The sequence below is a fragment of the Streptomyces griseorubiginosus genome, from assembly GCF_001514195.1.
GTDB classification, from domain to species: Bacteria; Actinomycetota; Actinomycetes; order Streptomycetales; family Streptomycetaceae; genus Streptomyces; species Streptomyces griseorubiginosus.
This window is the reverse complement of sequence record NZ_KQ948737.1, coordinates 97027-116730: the sequence shown is the minus strand read 5'-3', so window position 1 is coordinate 116730 and position 19704 is coordinate 97027. Positions and strand designations below refer to the sequence as shown.

The window sequence follows — 19704 nt, the reverse complement described above, 5'->3', positions numbered from 1 at the left end:
TCGCCAAATCCTCACGGACTCGGCCGTGACGCCAGGCCACAGGTGGTTCCGGCTCCTCTCGACCCTGGCAACTTCGGCAAGAGCAGGCGGGAACAGGCTGGTTACAGGGGGTTGATAAGAGGACGCCACGACGACGATGTCGTCGGTCTCGTGGATGAGACCGACGACATCAAGAAGTGGTCTGGCGAGCTCGGCAGTGCCGCTCTCAGCAGTGCCGCAGACCGCGCGCGCTCGGATCGGCGTCGAACGAGGACGGTGTGTTGACCCAGTCCGCCGGGACGTAGCCCCACCCGTCGTAGCCAGGAGCGGTCCAGTCGCCCTTGGTGTGGTACCAGGTGGTGTTGCCGCCGCCGTGCAGTCCACCGTAGGTCCAGCAGTCGAACCAGCTGAAGGTGGAATAGAGTTGCCCCGTTATGTCCGCTTCGTGGTAGGCGCCCGAGCGCAGAATGGCGGGGGCTCCGTTCCCGCACCACAGCCGGCCGTCGCTCGCCCGGACTCCGCACTCGGCGCTGGCAGCGGCACTGGCCGAAGGGGCGGCGATCACACCGCCCGCCGTCAGGGCGAGGGCTGCGATCCAGAGGGAGAGATACTTCCTGGTCCTGGTCATCCACCTGTCCTTTTCTCATTGGTTTTCGAGTGCGACCGAAAGGTGCCGGGTGCCTGCCCGGCTTTTCCCGCAGGCCCTTCGCAGTACCGTGATGCACTGTTCAGCACTGCGTGACGCCGGGCAGTTGGTTGTCCGGACTGCTCATGTAGATGTTGCTGACATAGCCCCCGTACTGAGGCAGGTAGGCCCACCACTCGTGCAGTTGGAGGAGCGGGTCGCGGGTGGTGTTGGGCTCGGGCGGGCCTTGGCGTCGGAGTTCCAGGTGCCGAACCACTTGCCCGCCGGTCGTATGCCACCGGGAACGTTCAGCGAACGGGTCAGCCTGCCCAGGTCGGTGTACGCCTTGCCGTGCGAGGTGCCGACGTCGTGCAGGGTGTACACGGCCACGATGGAGCGGTCACCGGAACCCACCGTCCCGGTTGTGTGCAGCGCCGGTTTCGTCAGGTCGACGGACGCTGCCTTGCAACCGCAGTGAACGCGAGGTGCGCATGGTGAGTTCCCCGTCTTTGTCGGTGGTGGTTCGGCCGTGTGGGCCGGGCCTGCCGAGAAGACTCACGTGGGCCGCGTTGCGGCGACAATCGGTTTCGGCGTACGCCGAAAGTCCTCGGCGGGAGATTCGATCCGCCACCGGGTGGGTAGGGGGTTCGGCCGTTTGAGTCCCCAGCACAACCAGCTCTCGGGAGCGCCCAGTTCGCCGGATGTACGCGGCGGATCAACTAACATCGCAGCGCGTCGCACAACCCGAACAAGGCGTCGCTACGTGCGGTCAGGCACGCGTACAACGCCGATCGGAACTCCGCCACAACCGTGAACGCGTCTCGTTGAGCCTCGTGCTCGACCAGTCCCACGATCGCGGCCTCTGTGCTGCGTCCCGTTCGACGGCAGACCTTGGACCGCAAGCTGAGTCGTCGTTGCACACGGCATCGCACATCCCGAGACCGTGCGGAGTTGCTCGGAGGCGAGCGGCCGTCGACCCTGCGCGTAAGGCATGGAACAGGGCCTGCCGCGCCCCTGGGTTCGCGCGTTGGCGTCAGGGGCGCAGGGCGCGCAGGCCGGTGCGGATTTCGCTGACCAGTGTCTCGGGCTGTTCCAGGGCCGCGAAGTGCCCGCCCTTGTCGGCCTCGCCGTAATGAATCAGATCGTCGTAGGTGTCTTCGATCCAACTACGTGGCACGCGTGGGATGTCCTTCGGGAAGACGGTCACCGCGACCGGCAGTGTCACCTTCGGGCCGGCGAAGGTGCGGGACTTGTTCTCCCAGTAGATGCGGGCGGAGGGCGCCGCGCTGTTGGTGAACCAGTAGAGGGAGATCGTGTCGAGGATGTCGTCCACGCTCAGCGCGTCCTCGGCGAGCCCGTGGTTGTCGGTCTTGGACTGGTACTTCTCGTAGATCCAGGCCGCCTGACCCGTGGGGGAGTCCGCCAGCGCGAATCCGACGGTCTCCGGCTTCGTGCCCTGAAGGTGGTTCGACCCACCGAGTTCACCGGCGTAGAAGGCGAGGGTCTCCACCGCGTCGCGCTGCTCGGGCGACAACTCTTCGGGCATCTGCGCCGGAAAGGCGTACTGCGTGTTCAGGTGAATCCCGACGAGCCCCGCGGGCTGCATGGCCCCGAGGTCGGTGGTGACGACGCCGCCCCAGTCGCCGCCCTGTGCTGCCCACCGCGTGTAACCGAGGCGCTGCATCAGCTCCGCCCACGCGCGCGCGATCCGCGATGCGGTCCACCCGGTCTCGGTGGGCTTCTCGGAGAACCCGAATCCGGGGAGTGACGGGATGACGACGTCGAATGAATCGGCGGCGTCTCCTCCGAACGAGACCGGATCGGTCAGAGGGCCGATCAGCTTCAGGAAGTCGAGGATCGAGCCCGGCCATCCGTGCGTGAGGATCAGCGGCAGCGCGTTCGGATTCCTCGACCTGACGTGGAGGAAGTGGATGTCCAGCCCGTCGATCTCGGTCAGGAACTGGGGGTGGCGGTTGAGTTCGGACTCCAGGCGCCGCCAGTCGTATCGGTGCTGCCAGTGGTCGACCAGGGACCTGGCGTTCTCCACGCGAACCCCTTGCGACCAGTCGCCCACTGTTTCCGGATCGGGCCACCGGGTCCCTGCCAGTCGCCGCTTCAGGTCGTCGATGTCCGATTCCGGGATCGAGACGGTGAAGGGGCGGACGAGGGCTGAGGCGTGCGGCGTCGGTGTGGTCATGGCCTTCTCCTGAGCTTCGAGGCATGGTGCGGCCCGGCCTTCCACTGCACACTGGTGTACAGCGAGTCTCACTGTACATCGATGTGCAGTGGATTTCACCGTACACGGGTGTGCAATAATTCTTTGTCGTGCCCTCCAAGTCCTCCCGCGCGCAGTCGATGATGGAGACGCGCGATCGCATCCTTGACGTCGCCCTCGCCCTGCTGGGAGAGAAGCCGGATGCCGGGATGGGCGAGATCGCCGCCGCTGCCGGCGTCGTCCGTCGCACGGTGTACGACCATTTCCCCTCGCGCCTCGACCTGGTTCGGACACTCACGGAACGAGCGGTCGCCGAGATGACAGCCGTGTTGGCCGAAGTCAACGCCTCCGATGCGAAAGCGGACGCGGCGTGGGTCGAGTTCATCGCCCGCCTCTGGCCGGTGGCGCACCGATACCGAGTGCTGTTGGCACTGCGTCGCGGAGAGTACGGCGAGACGATCCACGGCTTGCTCGGGCCGCTCGACGAACTTCTCGCCGACCTCGTGAAGCGCGGCCAGGACGACGACGTATTCGCACGCCACCTGCCGGCGGCCCTCCTCAGCCAACTCGCTTACGGCGTGGTGTTCGCCATCGCGGACAGCGCCCTGGAGAACGGAACCCTCGACGCCCGAGCGGCAACGATCACGAGTCTGCTGATGCTCGGAGTTCCCGAGAAGCACGCAATCGCCCTCGCGGACGACCGGCCCTGACCCGCGGCGCTCAAACGCAGCCTCAGATCGTCCACCCGGCCACGACATCGTCACCGCAGCCTGCCAAGAACTGCGGGAGGGCGGTGTGATCGCGGCAATGGCAGGACAGGACGCGCGACACCTGAAGCGCGCGGGCCCGGACGCGCTGCGCACACGCTCTCATATCGTCCTGGGCCACGCCGCCGCCGCGAACCTGCATGCTGCCGGCCTCGCGCGCTCGCCGTATGCGGCGCGGCCATGGATGCCACGACGGTGCCCGCCCCCTCCCTGCGGCAGGCGATCGTCCCCGCCCACCTGATGGGCCGGGTCGCCCCGACCTTCCGCATGCTCGCCATGTGCGCCGCCCCGGCCGGTGGTGGGACTCACCGGGTCTTGCAGGACCCCGCCAAGGAGAGTGCGGCCGACGTCGTCTCCAGCCTTCGTCGCCGGCCAGCCCCTGTGTCACTGCTCCAAGATCGGGCACGCCGGCACCGTGAATCGCCCCGGCCCGCGCGGAGGGCCTCGCCCGCATGCGCTTCCACAGGGTCCGGGCGGGTGATCGGCGCATCCAAGACAGGTGTGCGGAGAGAAGAGTCTCGGTATGCGTTCGTGGCTGGTGCATTCGGTCGCCGTGGCGCCGCCGGACCGTCAAGGAGGCTTCTGTGCCCGCGTCCCCGAACATCCCCGACGTCCTGGTCATCGGCGCAGGTGTCGCCGGGCTGGCCTGTGCGCGGGACCTCCTGGCGGCTGGGCTGGACGTCCAGGTCGTGGAGGCGTCCGACGCGGTGGGCGGCCGTATGCGCTCCGACCGGGTCGACGGTTTTGTCGTGGACCGGGGCTTCCAGGTGTTCAACACCTCCTATCCGCAGGTACGCCGCAGGTTGGTGCTGCGGCAACTGCGGCTGCGACCGTTCACGGCCGGTGTCCTGGTGCACACCGCCGGGCAGGGCACTCTGCGCTTCCAGGACCCCACCCGGCGTCCGCACGCTTGGTCGACGCTGTTGCCGGGACGGCTTGCCGGTCCTCGTGACCTCGTGGCGCTCGGCCTGCTCACGGCCCGCGACCTGTTCGGCCCGGTCAGCCGGGTCAAGGCAGCGCGGGACCGGACCACCCGCACGGCCCTGGCCGATGCCGGATTCTCCGCAGAGTTCGTCGAACGCTTCTTCCGGCCGTTCCTGTCCGGGGTCTTCCTGGAGGACGAGCTGGAAACCTCCAGCCGGTTCTTCCACCTCGTCTGGCGCAGCATGCTCCGCGGCACCCTGTGTCTGCCGGGCGCCGGAATCGGCGCCGTCCCCGCGGCGCTCGCCGCCGATCTGCCCGTCGGCACGATCCGCCTGGAGACCGCCGTGAGCGCCCTCACCGACGAGGGCGCCGTGACGGACAGCGGACAGGAACTGCGCGCGCGGGCGGTCGTGGTGGCCACCGGCCCCGGCCCCGCGGGACGGCTGCTGCCCGGCCTGAAGGTGCCCGACTGCCGCGTGGTCACCACGTACTACCACGTGGCACCGCGGTCGCCATTGTCCGAACCGACTCTCCTCGTCGACGAGGGCCGCCGGTTCTTGAACACGTGTGTCCTGAGCGATGTCGTGCCGGGTTACGCCCCGGACGGTTACGCCCTCGTGGGGACCTCCGTGCTCGGCGGGGACGCCGACGGGCGGGAAGGGGCCGTGCGGGCCGCGCTGGCCGAGGCGTACGGGACGGACACCACAGGATGGGACCTCCTGACCGTCCGCACGATCGTCGACGCACTGCCGGTCATGACGCCGCCGCTGCCGATGAGCCGCACCACCCGGGTGGGGCCGGGACGTCACGTGTGCGGCGACCACCGGGCCACGGGCTCGGTCCAGGGAGCCCTGGCCTCCGGCGCCCGGGCCGCCAGGGAGGTTCTCCGGGACTTCGTCCGGTAGCGCCTTCCGACACGCTGGTACCGCTGTTCGCCATCGACGTCTTCGTCGGCTTCACGATCATGCTGCCGCTGCCGCTGCCGCTGCCGCTGCCGCTGCCGCTGCCGCTGCTGGTCGCGGCCTTCTTCGCCGTCCACCGCGCGTACGGCCGGATCGGGGAGCGGCTGGGGCTGGGCCGTTTCTCCGAGCCACCGCACCGCCGGCGTTCCCTGGTGATCGTTCCTGTCTCCTCCCTGTCCCGGGTGACCTCGGAGGCCCTGACCACGGCGGCGTTCCTCGGTGCCTCTATGGGGCGCCCGATCGCTGCCTATGTCCGCGAGGTCGCCGCGGCGGAGCCTTTCACCAGGGTGACGGTGCTGATCCCGGAGGCGGAGCCGGAGCGGCTGTGGCAGCGGCTGCTCCAGAACCAGCGCGGTGCCGTCGTCGCCCACGCGGTACGGCGGGAGACCGACGCCTCATCTGCCGACTGAGATTCCGGCTGCTGTGAGGGCTGCGGGGCACGGCCGTATGAGTGCCGTCAAAGGTGCGGGGGCCGCCGTAAGGGACCCGTCAACGGGCGGCCGAATCCGGCCAGGGCCGGGGTTTGCTCTATCTGTCCGTTTCTCTTCCGAACCTCTCCTAGGAGTTCGCGATGGCCGACCTGGCCTTCGTCGTCATCACCGCCGCGGGTTTCGCGCTGGTGGCTCTCGTCGCCAAGGGGGTGACCAAGCTGTGACCGCGGACAACATCGTCGGCCTGATCGTGGCCGTCGCCCTGCTGGGCTATCTCGTCCTCGCCCTGATCTTCCCGGAGAGGTTCTGAGAACTGACATGGGTTCCGTGCTCGCCGGCGTCCTCCAGCTGCTCGCCCTCATCGGCGCGCTGGCTCTCGCCTACATTCCCCTCGGCAATTACATGGCCAAGGTGTACTCCTCCGACAAGCACTGGCGTGTCGAGAAGTGGACCTACAGGGCCATCGGTGCCAACCCCGACGCCGAGATGACCTGGACCGCGTACCTGCGCGGGGTCCTCGCCTTCTCGGCGGTCGGCGTGCTCTTTCTCTACCTGCTCCAGCGGATCCAGGGCATCCTGCCCGGCTCGCTCGGCTTCGACTCGGTGAATCCGGCGCAGTCGTTCAACACGGCCGTGTCCTTCGTGACCAACACCAACTGGCAGTCGTACTACGGCGAGCAGACCATGGGCCACGTGGTCCAGACGGCTGGTCTCGCCGTGCAGAACTTCGTCTCCGCCGCTGTCGGCATAGCCGTCGCCGTGGCCCTCGTACGAGGGTTCGCGCGGTCCCGGACCGGTGAACTCGGCAACTTCTGGGCCGACCTGGTGCGCGGCACGATCCGGATCCTGGTACCCGGTGCGGCGATCGCCGCGATCGTGCTCGTGGCCTGTGGAGTCATCCAGAACTTCTCCGGCATCCACGAGGTCGGGCAGTTCATGGGCGGGACGCAGCAGTGGAACGGGGGCGCGGTCGCCTCGCAGGAGGCGATCAAGGAGTTCGGCACCAACGGCGGTGGCTACTTCAACGCCAACTCGGCCCACCCGTTCGAGAATCCGACGCCGTTCACCAACCTCTTCGAGATCTTCCTGCTGCTGGTGATCCCGTTCTCGCTGACCCGCACCTTCGGGGTGATGGTCGGAAGCGTCAAGCAGGGCTACGCGATCCTCGCGACCATGGCGACCATATGGGTCGGCTTCGTCGGCCTGATGATGTGGACCGAATTCGCCCATCACGGCCCGGCGTTGCACCTCGCCGGCGGTGCGATGGAAGGCAAGGAGGTCCGCTTCGGCGTCGGCTCCTCGTCGATCTTCGCGGTGTCCACCACGCTCACCTCGACGGGAGCGGTGGACTCCTTCCACTCCTCCTTCACCGGGCTCGGAGGCGGGATCACCATCCTGGGCATGCAACTGGGCGAGATCGCGCCCGGCGGCACCGGGTCCGGGCTCTACGGCATGCTGATCATGGCCGTCATCGCGGTGTTCATCGCCGGACTCATGGTCGGCCGGACGCCCGAGTACCTGGGCAAGAAGATCGGCACCCGCGAGATCAAGCTCGCCGCCTGCTACATCCTCATCACCCCGGCGCTCGTACTGGTCCTCGCCGCGATCTCCATGGCGCTGCCTACCCCGCCGCACTCGATGCTCAACTCCGGTGCGCACGGCTTCTCCGAGGTGCTGTACGCCTTCACCTCCGCCGCCAACAACAACGGCTCGGCCTTCGCGGGCCTGAACGCGAACACCGACTGGTACAACACCATGCTCGGCGTGGCGATGCTGCTCGGCCGCTTCCTGCCGATGGTGTTCGTGCTGGCCCTGGCCGGTTCGCTCGCCGAGCAGCGCCCCGTCCCCGAGACCGCGGGCACCCTGCGTACCAACAAGCCGCTGTTCGTGGGCCTGTTGGTGGGCGCGATCCTGATCATCACCGGTCTGACGTACTTCCCCGCGCTCGCGCTGGGGCCGCTGGCCGAGGGGCTGGCGTCATGACCACCCGTACCGAACCCCACGAGGACGCGATGTCCACACCCACCCTTGCGCCCCACCAGGACACGCCGACCGGTCACAAAGCCCCCGAGGGGCGCGTCGGCGCGGGACTCTTCGACCCCAAGCAGCTGCTGAAGTCGCTGCCGGACGCCTTCCGCAAGCTCGACCCACGGGTGATGGTCAAGTCGCCCGTGATGTTCGTGGTCTGGATCGGTTCCGTGCTGACCACGGTGTTCTCCTTCAAGGACCCGGGGGACTGGTTCGGCTGGACCATCAGCGCCTGGCTGTGGCTGACGGTCGTCTTCGCCAACCTCGCGGAGGCGGTCGCCGAAGGGCGCGGCAAGGCCCAGGCCGACACGCTCAGGAAGGCCAAGACCGACACCGTCGCGCGCCGCCTGCTCAAGGACGGCTCCGAGGAGCAGGTGCCCGGCACCGGGCTGAAGATCGGTGACCGGGTCGTCTGTGAGGCCGGCGACATCATCCCCGGCGACGGTGACGTGGTCGAGGGTGTGGCCTCGGTCGACGAGTCGGCGATCACCGGTGAGTCCGCCCCGGTCATCCGGGAGTCCGGCGGCGACCGCAGCGCTGTCACCGGCGGCACGAAGGTCCTCTCCGACCGGATCGTCATCAAGATCACGACGAAGCCCGGCGAGACCTTCATCGACCGGATGATCAACCTGGTCGAGGGCGCGGCCCGGCAGAAGACGCCGAACGAGATCGCGCTGAACATCCTGCTCGCCTCGCTCACCATCGTGTTCCTGCTCGCCGTGGCGACATTGCCGCCGTTCGCCGACTACGCCGGCACGCACCTGACGATGGTCGTGCTGGTCGCCCTGCTCGTCTGCCTGATCCCGACGACCATCGGCGCCCTGCTCTCCGCGATCGGCATCGCCGGCATGGACCGCCTCGTCCAGCGCAACGTCCTGGCCATGTCGGGCCGCGCGGTCGAGGCCGCCGGTGACGTCTCGACCCTGCTGCTCGACAAGACCGGCACCATTACGCTCGGCAACCGACAGGCGTCGGAGTTCGTGCCGGTGGCCGGGGTGACCGAGGCAGTGGTGGCGGAAGCCGCCCAGCTGTCCTCGCTGGCCGACGAGACACCGGAGGGCCGCTCCATCGTCGTACTGGCCAAGGAGAAATACGGGCTGCGCGAGCGCGTGCTGACCGGGGCCGAGTGGATCGAGTTCACCGCGCAGACCCGCATGTCGGGTGTCGACGTGGACGGACGCAGGATCCGCAAGGGTGCGGCCGGTTCGGTCATCGCCTGGGTAGAGGGCCGGGGCGGTGAAGTAGCCGCCGACGCCCGGGAGGTGACCGACCGGATCTCCGCGGCCGGTGGCACCCCGCTGCTGGTCGCGCTCGAAGATGCCGAAGGCGCCCGTGTGCTGGGTGTCATCCACCTCAAGGACGTCGTCAAGGAGGGCATGCGGGAGCGGTTCGACGAACTGCGTCGCATGGGCATCAAGACCGTCATGATCACGGGTGACAACCCGCTGACCGCCAAGGCGATCGCCGAGGAGGCCGGGGTCGACGACTTCCTCGCGGAGGCCACGCCCGAGGACAAGATGGCCCTCATCAAGCGGGAACAGGCAGGCGGCAAGCTCGTCGCGATGACCGGGGACGGCACCAACGACGCCCCGGCCCTCGCCCAGGCGGACGTCGGCGTGGCCATGAACACCGGCACGTCCGCCGCCAAGGAGGCCGGCAACATGGTCGACCTCGACTCCAACCCGACGAAGCTGATCGAGATCGTCGAGATCGGCAAGCAACTCCTCATCACCCGGGGCGCGTTGACGACGTTCTCCATAGCCAACGACGTCGCGAAGTACTTCGCGATCATCCCGGCACTGTTCGCGGCGGTCTACCCCGGCCTGGACAAGCTCAACATCATGGGCCTGTCCTCACCGGACTCCGCGATCCTGTCCGCGGTCATCTTCAACGCGCTGATCATCATCGCTCTGGTGCCCCTGTCCCTGCGGGGCGTGCAGTACCGGCCGGTCAGCGCCGACAAGATGCTGCGTCGCAACCTCACCATCTACGGCATCGGCGGCCTGATCGCCCCCTTCATCGGCATCAAGCTCATCGACCTGCTCATCTCCCTCATCCCCGGGATCGGCTGAAGGCCATGAACAACTCCGTACTGAACACAGGCCGGTTGCTGTGGGCGGGACTGCGCGCCCTGCTGGTACTGACGCTGGTGACCGGTGTCATCTACCCGCTCGCCGTCACCGGCGTCGCCCAGGCCCTCTTCCACGACAAGGCGAACGGCTCGGAGATCAGGGCCGACGGCAAGGTCGTCGGGTCCTCACTGATCGGGCAGTCGTACAACCTGCCGCTGAAGAAGGGGCAGGAGACTCCGGAACCGGATCTGAAGTGGTTCCAGGGCCGCCCGCAGAACGGCCTCGGCACCAACAGCGTCAACACGCAGTACAAGCTGATCCTGTCCGGGGCCACCAACCTCTCCGCCGACAGCAAGGTCCTCGTCCAGCAGGTCAAGGACGCCCAGGCCGCCGTCATCAAGGACAACTCGGTGCCCGGCTACACCGTCAAGCGGTCTCAGGTTCCCGCCGACGCGGTCACTTCCTCCGGCTCCGGCCTCGACCCGGACATCTCCCCGGCCTACGCGGACCTCCAGGTCCACCGGGTGGCCGCACGCAACGGCCTGAGCGTGGCCCAGGTCCAGAAGCTGGTCGACGAACAGACCAAGGGCCGCACGCTCGGCTTCGTCGGGGAGCCTCGCGTGAACGTCCTGGAGCTCAACATCGCGCTCAAGGCCTTGGCGGCCAAGGGCTGATGGTGTTATCCGACCCTCGGGGGAGTCGGTGCACCCGGACACGATCCGGGTGCACCGACTCCCGCCGTCATGAGCAAGTACGTCACCGGACGTACGACAGGAAGGCGCACGTCGATGACACGGGTGCTGGTGGTGGAGGACGACCCGCAGCTGGTACGGGCCCTCATCATCAATCTCCAGGCGCGCCGGTACGGGGTCGACGCGGCCCCCGACGGCGCCACCGCGCTACGGCTCGCGACTGCCCGGCAGCCCGACGTGGTGATGCTCGACCTCGGCCTCCCCGACATGGACGGCGTCGACGTCATCAAGGGGCTCAGAGGCTGGAGCCGGGTGCCGATCCTGGTGCTGTCCGCCCGCCAGGGCTCCGACGAGAAGGTCGCCGCGCTGGACGCAGGCGCCGACGACTACGTCAGCAAGCCGTTCAGCATGGAGGAACTGCTGGCCAGGCTACGGGCCGCCGTCCGGCGCACCGAGGAGACTCCGCTCACCTCCGGGGTGACGCTCGTCGAGACAGCTGACTTCAGCATCGACCTGCTGGCCAAGAAGCTGCACCGGGACGGCCGAGACGTACGCCTGACCCCCACGGAGTGGCATCTGCTGGAGATCCTGGTCACCAGTCCGGGACGGCTGATCACGCAGAAGCACCTGCTGGAGGAGGTCTGGGGCGCCAACGTCACCCAGAGCAACAAGACCAACTACCTCCGGGTCTACATGGCCCAACTTCGCCGAAAACTGGAAGCGGACCCCTCCCATCCCCGCTACCTCATCACCGAGCCGGGCATGGGCTACCGCTTCGAAGGATGACAAGGGCACGCGGCAAGCTCCGGATCTCCCTCGGCACGGCACCTGGTGCGGGCAGGCTCGGTGGCGAGGTTGCAGCGCGGGGCGATGCGGTCGGCCATGCGGGCGCGGTCGACCACCCTGGCCCGTTCCGGTAGCGAGGCGCTCATCGATGATCTGCATCCGTCGGCCCTGCCCCTCTGAGCGGATGCAGAGCGGCCGGTCAAAGACGCGTTGCTACGCGGATCAGGTCGGCGGCTGCGCGAAGGCGGCTCTGCGGGGGCCAGGCGATCACGGTTGTGACAGGCGGGGCATCCAGGACCGGCACGGCGGCGAGATCCCGGCGCAGATCGGTGCCGGCGGACTCGGGGATGATCACGGTGGCCTGGCCGAGCGCGATCAGCTGGAAGAGCTGTGTCAGGTTTTTCACCTCTGGCCCTGGCCCCGCTGGGTAGCTGCCGTCGTGGTCCGGCCAGCGTGCCATCGGGAGTTCCGGCAGTGCGCTGACCTCGGCCACCCGGACCTGGGAGCGGCCGGCGAGGTGGTGAGAGGCGGGCAGGATCGCCACCTGTCCCTCGGTGTACAGGATTTCGCTGTCGAGTCCGGCCGTCGAATCGAAGGGCAGATGCAGCAGAGCCACGTCGGCTTGCCCGTTGTGGAGCAGTTCCTGCTGCTGGTGCGCTTCGCAGAGCAGCAGATCGACAGTGGCTGCGCCGGGCTCCGCGCGGTAGGCGTCGAGGAGTTTGGCCAGCAAGCCGCCTGCGGTGCCCGATTTGACGGCGAGGACGAGACGGGGGCGGCTCTGCGCGGCCTGTCGGGTACGCCGCTCGGCAGCGGCCACCGCGCTGAGGATCGAACGAGCCTCGGACAGCAGGACGGCCCCGGCCTCGGTGAGCGTGACGCTGCGGCTGGTCCGCTCCAGCAACGTGACCCCGAGCTGTCGTTCGAGCCGGGCAATGGCGCGGGACAGGGGCGGCTGGGCCATCTCCAGACGCTGGGCGGCCTTGCCGAAGTGCAACTCCTCGGCGACGGCGGCGAAGTACCGCAGCTCGCGTATTTCCATGTAGGCACGGTAACCGTGGGGAGTCCCGATCGATACCGCCCGGGTATCGCTGCACTGCCGAAGCGGTGTTGGTGTCCGGCCGTATCGCAGCCATGCTCGGTCTCATGAGTGAGAAGACGATTGCGCTGGTCACCGGCGCGAACAAGGGAATCGGATACGAGATCGCGGCCGGCCTGAGTGCGTTGGGCTGGAGCGTGGGTGTCGGCGCCCGGGACGAGCGTCGCGGGACGGACGCCGTGGCGAAGCTGCGCGCGGCAGGCGCCGACGCGTTCGTCGTGCCCTTGGACGTGACCGACGACGAGAGCGTGACCGCCGCCGCACGGTGGGTCGAGGAGCGGGCGGGACGCCTTGACGTGCTGGTCAACAACGCCGGGATCGCGGGCGGTTGGCCGGAGGAGCCTTCGACCATCGACCTGGAAACCGTGCGGCGGCTGGTGGAGACCAACGTCATGGGAGTCATCCGGGTCACCAACGCGATGCTGCCGCTGTTGCGCCGCTCGGCGCACCCGCGGATCGTCAACCAGTCCAGCCATGTCGGCTCTCTGACGCTGCAGACCACTCCCGGCGTCGACCTCGGAGGGATCAGCGGGGCCTACGCGCCGACGAAGACATTCCTCAACGCCGTCACCATCCAGTACGCCAAGGAACTGAGCGGCACCAACATCCTGATCAACAACGCCTGTCCCGGCTACGTGGCCACCGACCTCAACGGATTCAGCGGCACTCAAACCCCTGAGCAGGGCGCGGCAATCGCCGTCAGGCTGGCGGCCCTGCCTGACGACGGTCCCACCGGCCAGGTATTCGACGACAGCGGAGTCGTGCCGTGGTGATGTACTGACGTGGTCCCGCGCGACCGGCTCGCACCAAAGAGGGCCGTTGAGTGCGTCACGCTCCTGGTCGCTATGGCGCATGGCACTCGGCCTCAGCAAACACCTATTGAGAGAAGGAACAACTCCATGCCTTTCGCCAACTTCAAGGTCCCCGAGAAGACCCTCACCCCGAAGCAGAAGGAGCAGATCGTCACCCGCACCACCGAGCTGTACGTCGAGATCTACGGCGAGCGGGCCCGTGACAACACCATGGTTCTGGTCGAAGAGGTCGCCGACGGCGGCTGGGGCATCTCCGGAAACGTGCTGACCCTCGCCGTACTCGGTGAGGCCACACCGGCCGACACCACCGACGCCTGACCGCACCCACCAGCGGCGCCGGTTACCAGGTCCGGGCGGATGCGCACCACGTAGTCCACGGTCCGGTGCACCCACGGCTTCAGCAATGCCTGGCGGCGGGCCAGTTCGTGCGAGTCGGTCACCAGGTGCGCGTAGCCGGCGACCACCACGCTCCAGCCGTCGTGTGTGGGCGACGGCGTCGGCCTCGTACCCCGCGCTACGACACCCTGACCACCGGTGACTCTTACAGCTTGAGGCTGAACCAGGTCGTCTTGCCGTGGTCCATCGGTCGCACGCCCCAGTCGTCCGCGAGGGCACGGACGAGAAGCAGGCCACGCCCGGACTCCTCGTCCTCCGCCGCGACGCGCGGCTGGGGCAGCTGGGGGCTGCGGTCGCTGATCTCCACGGTGAGATCGGTGTCCGTGCGGCACACGTGCACCCCGATTGGGCCCTGGGCGTGCTGTACCGCATTGGTGAGGATCTCGGAGAGCAGCAGGAGCGCGTCGTCAGCGGCGCCCGCGCAGTACCACGTGCTCAGCGCCTTGCCGAGGAAGTCGCGGCCGGCCGGCACGGACTCGGGAGTGGCGGGCAGGTCCGTGGTGGCCGTGGCGAGCGGGGCCGCGGGCAACTGGGTCAGCAGCAAGGTGACGTCGTCGTGGCCGTCCGCGTCGGGCAGCAGCGTCGACAGGACATGGTCGGCGGCGGTCTCCAGATCGGGCACCGCGGTCGGGAGTTCGTCGAGGGTGGCGACGAGCTGGGTGAGCTTCTCCTCGATGTCGGTTCCGGGTGTTTCCACCAGGCCGTCGGTGTAGAGCACGAGGGTGGCGCCGGGCTCGATGGTGCTGGAGCACTGCTCGTAGATCACCCCACCGACACCGAGGGGGGCGTTCACGGGTGCCGGCAGCGTCCGGGTGGGCAGACCGGGGACGGCGACGAGGACCGGCAGGTGGCCGGCGGAACACATGGTGACTTCCCCGGTGTCGGCGGCGATGACCAGATAACAGCAGGTGACCAGCTGGTCCGGTACGTCGAGATCGGCGACGACGGCGTCCATCGCCTGCATCAGCTGCCGGGGTTGGAGCCCGGTCTTGGCCAACGCGTGTGCGGCAGAACGAAGTTGGCCCATGACGGCCGCGGCCTCCAGACCGCGGCCCATCACATCGCCGATCAGTACGCCCACGCGGCCCGCGCCCAGCGGGATCAGGTCGAACCAGTCACCGCCGACACCCGCTCCCTGGGTCGCCGGCCGGTAGCGGCTCGCGGTGGCGAGGCCCGGGATGGCGGGCGGCGTACCCATCAGGCTGCGCTGCAGGGTCAGGGCGATGTGCCGTTGCTGCTCGTACAGTTCCTTCAGCTCCGCCTCGGCGCGCTTGCGGTCACTGATGTCCCGCACGATCGCGCACGCCCCGACGACCGCACCGTCCGCCGCCCTGGTGGGCCACAGGGTGACGTCGACATCCAGCAACGCTCCGGAGCGGGTGAGCCGCAGCGTCTCGAAGTGCTCGACCTTCTCACCCTGGCGCAGCCGCTCCAGGAGCACGGTGATCTCGTGTCTCCTCGCGGAGGGGGCCAGCACGGACACGTGCCGTCCCATGACCTCGTCCGCCGTGAACCCGTACAGGCGCTGCGCCGCAGCGTTCCAGTACGTGATCCGACCGTCGAGGGTCTTCGCGAGGATGGCGTCCTGCGAGGACTCGACCAGCGCGGCGAGCTCGTTGATGCGTTCTTCGGCGGTCTTGCGTTCGCTGACGTCGCGTACGGCGGCGGAGACGAGGAGGCCGTCGGTGGTTTCGAGGGGGCTGAGGCTGATTTCGACGGGGAACTCGGTGCCGTCCTTGCGGAGGCCGTAGAGGTCGAGTCCGGCGCCCATGGGGCGTACTTGCTGGTTGTGGGCGTAGCCGTTGCGGTGTGCGGTGTGGTGGGTGCGGAAGCGGCCGGGGACGAGGAGTTCGACGGGGTGGCCGAGGAGTTCTTCGCGCTGGTAGCCGAAGAGGGCTTCGGTCTGGGCGTTGACGAGGCGGATGGTGCCGGTGTCGTCGACGATGACCATGGCGTCCGGTGCCGCCTCCAGCAGTCCCCGGAACCTCTCCTCTGCGGCGCCCGTCACGCCGGCGGGGACTTGGGCGCCGCATCGGCACCCCCCAACTGCCACCGTCGAGGCGGGATCGGGTGGGGCTGCTTCGATCAAGTCGTTCATTCGCGTCCTCGCCCACAGGCTCACTTCGAGACAGGTCATCCCAATTCGAGACAGGCCATCCCAGCGCAGACTGCGCCGTTGCGCCGCGACAAGTCGTGTAGTGGCCCCCACTGCTCGAACTTGTCCGCACCCGACGAGCGTGGTGACCGTTCCGTGGCGGCGTCCGTCCTGTGCCTTTCTGCGGGAGTGGCGATCCGCGGGCACGGGTCACGGCGGACAGGCCCGAGTACCGGCCAGTGAGAACACCGTCGTGGAGCTGCTCGCGTTCAACGGCGCCGTGCATGCTGGACTTGCCATCGTCGCCAGGCGTGGACACCGCCCGGTGCCGGTCTTGCTTCCGCACTCACTGTGTCACCCGGGGTCGTGAGTGCGGCCGTGGTGGAGTCCCACGATCAGCCGGACACGTCGCTCTGCCGGCGGCACCGGCGGCGCCGGACCGTGCCCCGCGGATGCTGGGGACGAATTCCCTTCCGCTCCGGCGGCAGACGTGCTGCCCGAACGCGTCTCGGATCGTTCGCGGCCCGGCTCGAGGATTGTCCTGACGTCTTCTCAGACGTCGGTGATGCGCAGGCCGGCGTGGGCCCTGTAGCGGCGGTTCACCGAGATCAGGTTGGCTACCAGCGACTCCACCTGGTGGGCGTTGCGCAGTCGTCCGCCGTAGAGGCCGCGTGCGCCCGGGAGGCGTGAGGCGAGTGCCTGGACGGTGTCGGTGGCGGCGCGTTCGTCACCCAGGACGAGTATGTCGGTGTCGATCTTCTCGATCTGCCGGTCTTCCAGAGTGACGGCGGAGAGATGGTGAAATGCGGCAGTCACCCGGGAGTCCGGCAACAGCGCGGCAGCCTGTTGGGCGGCGCTGCCCTCCTCGGGCCTGAGCGCGTAGGCGCCCTTCTTGTCGAAGCCGAGCGGGTTGACGCAGTCGACCACGATCTTGCCGGTGAGTTCCGCGCGGAGCGTGGCCAGCAGCTCGGCATGTCCCTCCCAGGGCGTGGCGACGATCACCAGGTCGCTCTCCCGCGCGGTCGTGGCGTTGTCGGCGCCGCGGACGTCAGTGCCGGTGGCTGCTGCCGTGGAGGCGGCCCGGGCGGCGTCCCGGGAGCCGATGATGACCTGTTGGCCCGCTCCGGCGAGCCGGTAGGCGAGGCCGCGCCCCTGCGGTCCGGTGCCGCCGAGGATGCCGACCACCAGGCCGGACACATCGGGGAGGCGATGGGGATCGTTTCGCGTGGCTTCGGCGGGAGTGGAGGGGCGGGCGCCGGCGGCTTCATCGGCAGTCGTCATGTTGTGGTCCTCGGCTCGTTCGGTTCATTCGGTTCGTTCTTCCGCGGCTCGGTGCCGTCCGTCGTCAGTGGGCTGCTGGGGCAGCGATACGGGACATCGGCCGGTGCCGTCAGGCGGTCAGCGACTCCACGCGGCGCATCACGTCGCGGCAGAACGCGCCTACTGCGTGCGGGTCGTCGGTGAACTGCGAGGGCTTGATGCAGAAGGTGGTGAATCCCTGGGCCATCTGCTCGGGGATGGGTTCGAGGGCTTGGGCGAGGTCGGCGCAGGAGTGGTCGTCGGGGAACACGGCACGGGTGCCGCCGATCATCTCCAGATCGGCGATGTCACGGCCCGCGGCGGCCATCGCGGACTTGAGGGTCTGCATCTGCTCGGGCGTCACCTTGCCCAGCGGGTTGAAGGCGTGGCCGTACCGGACGATCCTGCGCACCATCGCCTCGTGCATGCCCGCGCCGCCGAAGCAGAGCCGAGGGCCGTCCGGACGGTAGGCCTTGGGCTCGAAGTAGACGTCCTGGAACGAGTAGTACTCGCTCTCGTGGGACACAGGCGAGGGGCCCCACAACTTCGCCCAGATCTCCAGGTGTTCGTCGAGGAGCTTGCCACGCCGCGCGAAGGGGACATTGAGCGCGGCGTACTCGTCCCGGCTCCAGCTGACGTTGGGCAGCACCATCAGTCGACCCTCGGAGAGCAGGTCGAGGGTGCCGAGCTCGCGGGCCAGGAGCAGGGGGTGCCGCAGGGGAGCGATGACCGCCGAGGCGGCGAGACGCACACGGTCGGTGACGGCGGCGATCGCGCTGAGCAGCATGAGCGAGTTGGGCCAAGGGGTGTGCGGGTCCTGGTTGCCGGGCAGGGCGTAGTCGCGCGGGTTGCCCATCACGCCGTTGGCTCCGGCGTCCGGGCCGAGCACGATGTGTTCGCTGATCATGACGGAGTCGAATCCGGCGTCCTCGGCCTCGCGGGCCCAGCGGACCACGGCGGGCAGGTCCGCGCGGCCTGCGGTCATGGTCCAGTTCTCGCTCAGGACGAGCTGCATGCGGGGAGTGGTCATCGTGGTGATCCTCGGGACGAGTGTGGTTGAGGGCAGACGTGAGCGGCGCCGCTCGTACAGGGGCGGGGCACCCCGGCAGCCGTAGCCGTAGCCGTAGCCGTAGCCGTAGCCGTAGCCGCAGTCGCAGCCGTCTGGGCGGCCGCGGCAGTTGGTCAGGCGCTCAGTCGGTCAGGCGGTCAGTCGCTCCGTCGGTCAGTCGGTCAGTCGGTCAGGCGAGGGTGACCTCGACCGGCAGCCTCTTGATGCCGTTGACGAAGTTGGAGCGCACGCGGGGGACGTCGCCGGCGAGTTCGATGCCGGCGATGCGCGGGATGAGCTCCTCGAACATGATGCGGATCTCGGTGCGGGCGAGGAGGTTGCCCAGGCACAGGTGGGGGCTGCCCTTGCCGAAGGTGACGTGGTCGTTGTCCCGGCGTGCGACGTCGAAGTCGTAGGGGTTGCCGAAGACCTCCTCGTCGCGGTTGCCGGAGGCGTACCACATGACGACCTTGTCGCCTTCCTTGATCTGCTTGTCGCCCAGTTCGACGTCCCGGGTCGCCGTGCGGCGGAAGTGGTAGACGGGCGACGCCCAGCGCAGGAACTCCTCCACCGCCGTCGGGATGAGGGAGGGGTTCTCCTGGAGGCGGGCCAGCTGCTCTGGGTGCTGGAGCAGGGCCAGCATGGAGTGGGTGATGGTGTGGCGGGTGGTCTCGTTGCCGGCCACGACGAGGAGCAGGAAGTAGTTGTCGAAGTCCTGCGGCGAGAGGGGCACTCCGTCCTTCGGGGTGGTGTTCACCAGCCGGGAGACCAGGTCGGTGCCGTCGCCGCCGCGCCGCTGCCGGGCCAGCTCACGGCCGTACTCGAAGACCTCCAGCGAGGCGGGGGAGCGGAACGGCAGATCGCGGTACTGCTCGCTCTCCGCGCTGTGCAGCAGGACGTCGGCGTAGTCGGGGTCGGTGTTGCCGATGATGCGGTTGCCCCAGTCGATGAGCTGCTGGTTGTCCTCCGGCGGTACGTCGAGGAGGCGGGCGAGGACGTTGATGGGGAAGTCGGCGGAGACCTCCTTGACGAAGTCGAAGGTCCCCTTGGCCAGCGCCGCGTCCAGTGTGGTGGCGGTCAGGCCGCGCAGGAAGTCGGCGTAGCTGTTGATGACGCTCGCACCGAACTGGCGCTGCAGCAGGCTGCGCAGGGCGCGGTGGCGTACTCCGTCCAGTTCCAGGATGGAGGCGCGCTTCTTGATCTGGTCCTCGTCGACCTCTTCGAGGTTCACGAACTTCATCGAGGTGAACGTCTCGGCGTCGCGGTCGACGCGGGCGATGTCGGCGTGCCGGGTCACCGCCCAGAAACCGGAGTTGGGGGCCTCCTCGGGCTGCCAGTGCACCGGGTCCTGGTGACGCAGGGTGTGGAACATACGCCACGGGGTGGTCCCGTCGGTGAAGTTGTCCAGGTCGGCGAGGTTGACGTCCGCCAGCGGCATCGGGTCGGTCACGGCTGCGGTCGGGGTCTCGGTCGTCAT

General features: G+C 68.5%; 16 protein-coding genes and 3 pseudogenes. 11 read left to right on the top strand and 8 right to left on the bottom strand.

Annotation, left to right across the window (positions count from 1 at the left end; translation table 11 throughout):
* Nucleotides 1-205: 205 nt before the first annotated feature.
* The 3 genes and pseudogenes from AQJ54_RS19110 to AQJ54_RS19100 all read right to left on the bottom strand — a co-directional run bounded on the left by AQJ54_RS19110 (nucleotide 206) and on the right by AQJ54_RS19100 (nucleotide 2801).
* Nucleotides 206-607: a hypothetical protein gene (locus tag AQJ54_RS19110; protein WP_062019376.1), complete on the bottom strand. Its 402-nt coding sequence runs from the start codon at nucleotides 605-607 to the stop codon at nucleotides 206-208.
* Nucleotides 608-707: 100 nt separating this feature from the next.
* Nucleotides 708-1075 (bottom strand): annotated as a pseudogene (locus AQJ54_RS47785) (hypothetical protein); the annotation flags it as partial.
* A 562-nt stretch (nucleotides 1076-1637) separates the two neighbouring features.
* The gene (locus AQJ54_RS19100; protein WP_062238870.1) at nucleotides 1638-2801 is read right to left on the bottom strand and encodes an epoxide hydrolase family protein; all 1164 of its coding nucleotides are present in this window, start codon (nucleotides 2799-2801) and stop codon (nucleotides 1638-1640) included.
* A 128-nt stretch (nucleotides 2802-2929) separates the two neighbouring features.
* Between AQJ54_RS19100 and AQJ54_RS19095 the strand changes: the two genes are divergently transcribed.
* From AQJ54_RS19095 to AQJ54_RS19060, 9 genes and pseudogenes are all read left to right on the top strand, one after another.
* Nucleotides 2930-3529, top strand: a complete 600-nt coding sequence (locus AQJ54_RS19095; protein WP_107121098.1) for a TetR/AcrR family transcriptional regulator — start codon at nucleotides 2930-2932, stop codon at nucleotides 3527-3529.
* Nucleotides 3530-3695: 166 nt separating this feature from the next.
* Nucleotides 3696-3883, top strand: a pseudogene (locus AQJ54_RS46735) (MFS transporter); the annotation flags it as partial.
* Nucleotides 3884-4170: 287 nt separating this feature from the next.
* On the top strand, nucleotides 4171-5415 hold the full coding sequence (locus AQJ54_RS19090) for an NAD(P)/FAD-dependent oxidoreductase (protein WP_062238868.1): 1245 nt from the start codon (nucleotides 4171-4173) through the stop codon (nucleotides 5413-5415).
* A 5-nt stretch (nucleotides 5416-5420) separates the two neighbouring features.
* Nucleotides 5421-5899: pseudogene (locus tag AQJ54_RS46385) on the top strand (amino acid permease); the annotation flags it as partial.
* Between the two features lie 224 nt (nucleotides 5900-6123).
* Nucleotides 6124-6213: a K(+)-transporting ATPase subunit F gene (gene kdpF / locus AQJ54_RS19080; protein ID WP_020139790.1), complete on the top strand. Its 90-nt coding sequence runs from the start codon at nucleotides 6124-6126 to the stop codon at nucleotides 6211-6213.
* An 8-nt stretch (nucleotides 6214-6221) separates the two neighbouring features.
* A complete protein-coding gene (gene kdpA, locus AQJ54_RS19075) occupies nucleotides 6222-7886 on the top strand; it encodes a potassium-transporting ATPase subunit KdpA (RefSeq protein ID WP_062238867.1) in 1665 nt (554 codons plus the stop codon).
* A complete protein-coding gene (kdpB, locus tag AQJ54_RS19070; protein ID WP_211278560.1) occupies nucleotides 7883-10003 on the top strand; it encodes a potassium-transporting ATPase subunit KdpB in 2121 nt (706 codons plus the stop codon). The genes kdpA and kdpB overlap by 4 nt, the downstream gene beginning before the upstream one ends.
* Before the next feature lie 5 nt (nucleotides 10004-10008).
* The gene (locus tag AQJ54_RS19065) at nucleotides 10009-10677 is read left to right on the top strand and encodes a potassium-transporting ATPase subunit C (protein ID WP_062238865.1); all 669 of its coding nucleotides are present in this window, start codon (nucleotides 10009-10011) and stop codon (nucleotides 10675-10677) included.
* A gap of 114 nt (nucleotides 10678-10791) precedes the next feature.
* The gene (locus AQJ54_RS19060) at nucleotides 10792-11481 is read left to right on the top strand and encodes a response regulator (RefSeq protein WP_062238863.1); all 690 of its coding nucleotides are present in this window, start codon (nucleotides 10792-10794) and stop codon (nucleotides 11479-11481) included.
* A gap of 199 nt (nucleotides 11482-11680) precedes the next feature.
* Here AQJ54_RS19060 and AQJ54_RS19055 read toward each other — a convergent pair whose 3' ends face one another.
* The gene (locus AQJ54_RS19055; protein WP_062238861.1) at nucleotides 11681-12520 is read right to left on the bottom strand and encodes a LysR family transcriptional regulator; all 840 of its coding nucleotides are present in this window, start codon (nucleotides 12518-12520) and stop codon (nucleotides 11681-11683) included.
* 92 nt (nucleotides 12521-12612) lie between these two features.
* Between AQJ54_RS19055 and AQJ54_RS19050 the strand changes: the two genes are divergently transcribed.
* Complete coding sequence (locus AQJ54_RS19050; protein ID WP_062238859.1) at nucleotides 12613-13350, top strand: SDR family oxidoreductase; 738 nt, start codon at nucleotides 12613-12615, stop codon at nucleotides 13348-13350.
* Nucleotides 13351-13476: 126 nt separating this feature from the next.
* Entirely contained in the window at nucleotides 13477-13707 is a 231-nt protein-coding gene (locus tag AQJ54_RS19045) for a tautomerase family protein (protein WP_062238857.1), read from the top strand.
* Between the two features lie 223 nt (nucleotides 13708-13930).
* On the opposite strand, the gene AQJ54_RS45040 is transcribed toward AQJ54_RS19045, so the two are convergent.
* The 4 genes from AQJ54_RS45040 to AQJ54_RS19020 form a co-directional block, all read right to left on the bottom strand.
* Nucleotides 13931-15883 carry a PAS domain S-box protein gene (locus tag AQJ54_RS45040; RefSeq protein WP_428843795.1) on the bottom strand — a complete coding sequence of 651 codons (1953 nt, stop codon included), beginning with the start codon at nucleotides 15881-15883 and terminating at the stop codon, nucleotides 13931-13933.
* A 549-nt stretch (nucleotides 15884-16432) separates the two neighbouring features.
* The gene (npdG, locus tag AQJ54_RS19030; protein WP_062238855.1) at nucleotides 16433-17161 is read right to left on the bottom strand and encodes an NADPH-dependent F420 reductase; all 729 of its coding nucleotides are present in this window, start codon (nucleotides 17159-17161) and stop codon (nucleotides 16433-16435) included.
* A gap of 109 nt (nucleotides 17162-17270) precedes the next feature.
* A complete protein-coding gene (locus tag AQJ54_RS19025) occupies nucleotides 17271-18209 on the bottom strand; it encodes a TIGR03619 family F420-dependent LLM class oxidoreductase (RefSeq protein ID WP_062019347.1) in 939 nt (312 codons plus the stop codon).
* A 208-nt stretch (nucleotides 18210-18417) separates the two neighbouring features.
* The gene (locus tag AQJ54_RS19020; protein ID WP_062238853.1) at nucleotides 18418-19704 is read right to left on the bottom strand and encodes a cytochrome P450; all 1287 of its coding nucleotides are present in this window, start codon (nucleotides 19702-19704) and stop codon (nucleotides 18418-18420) included.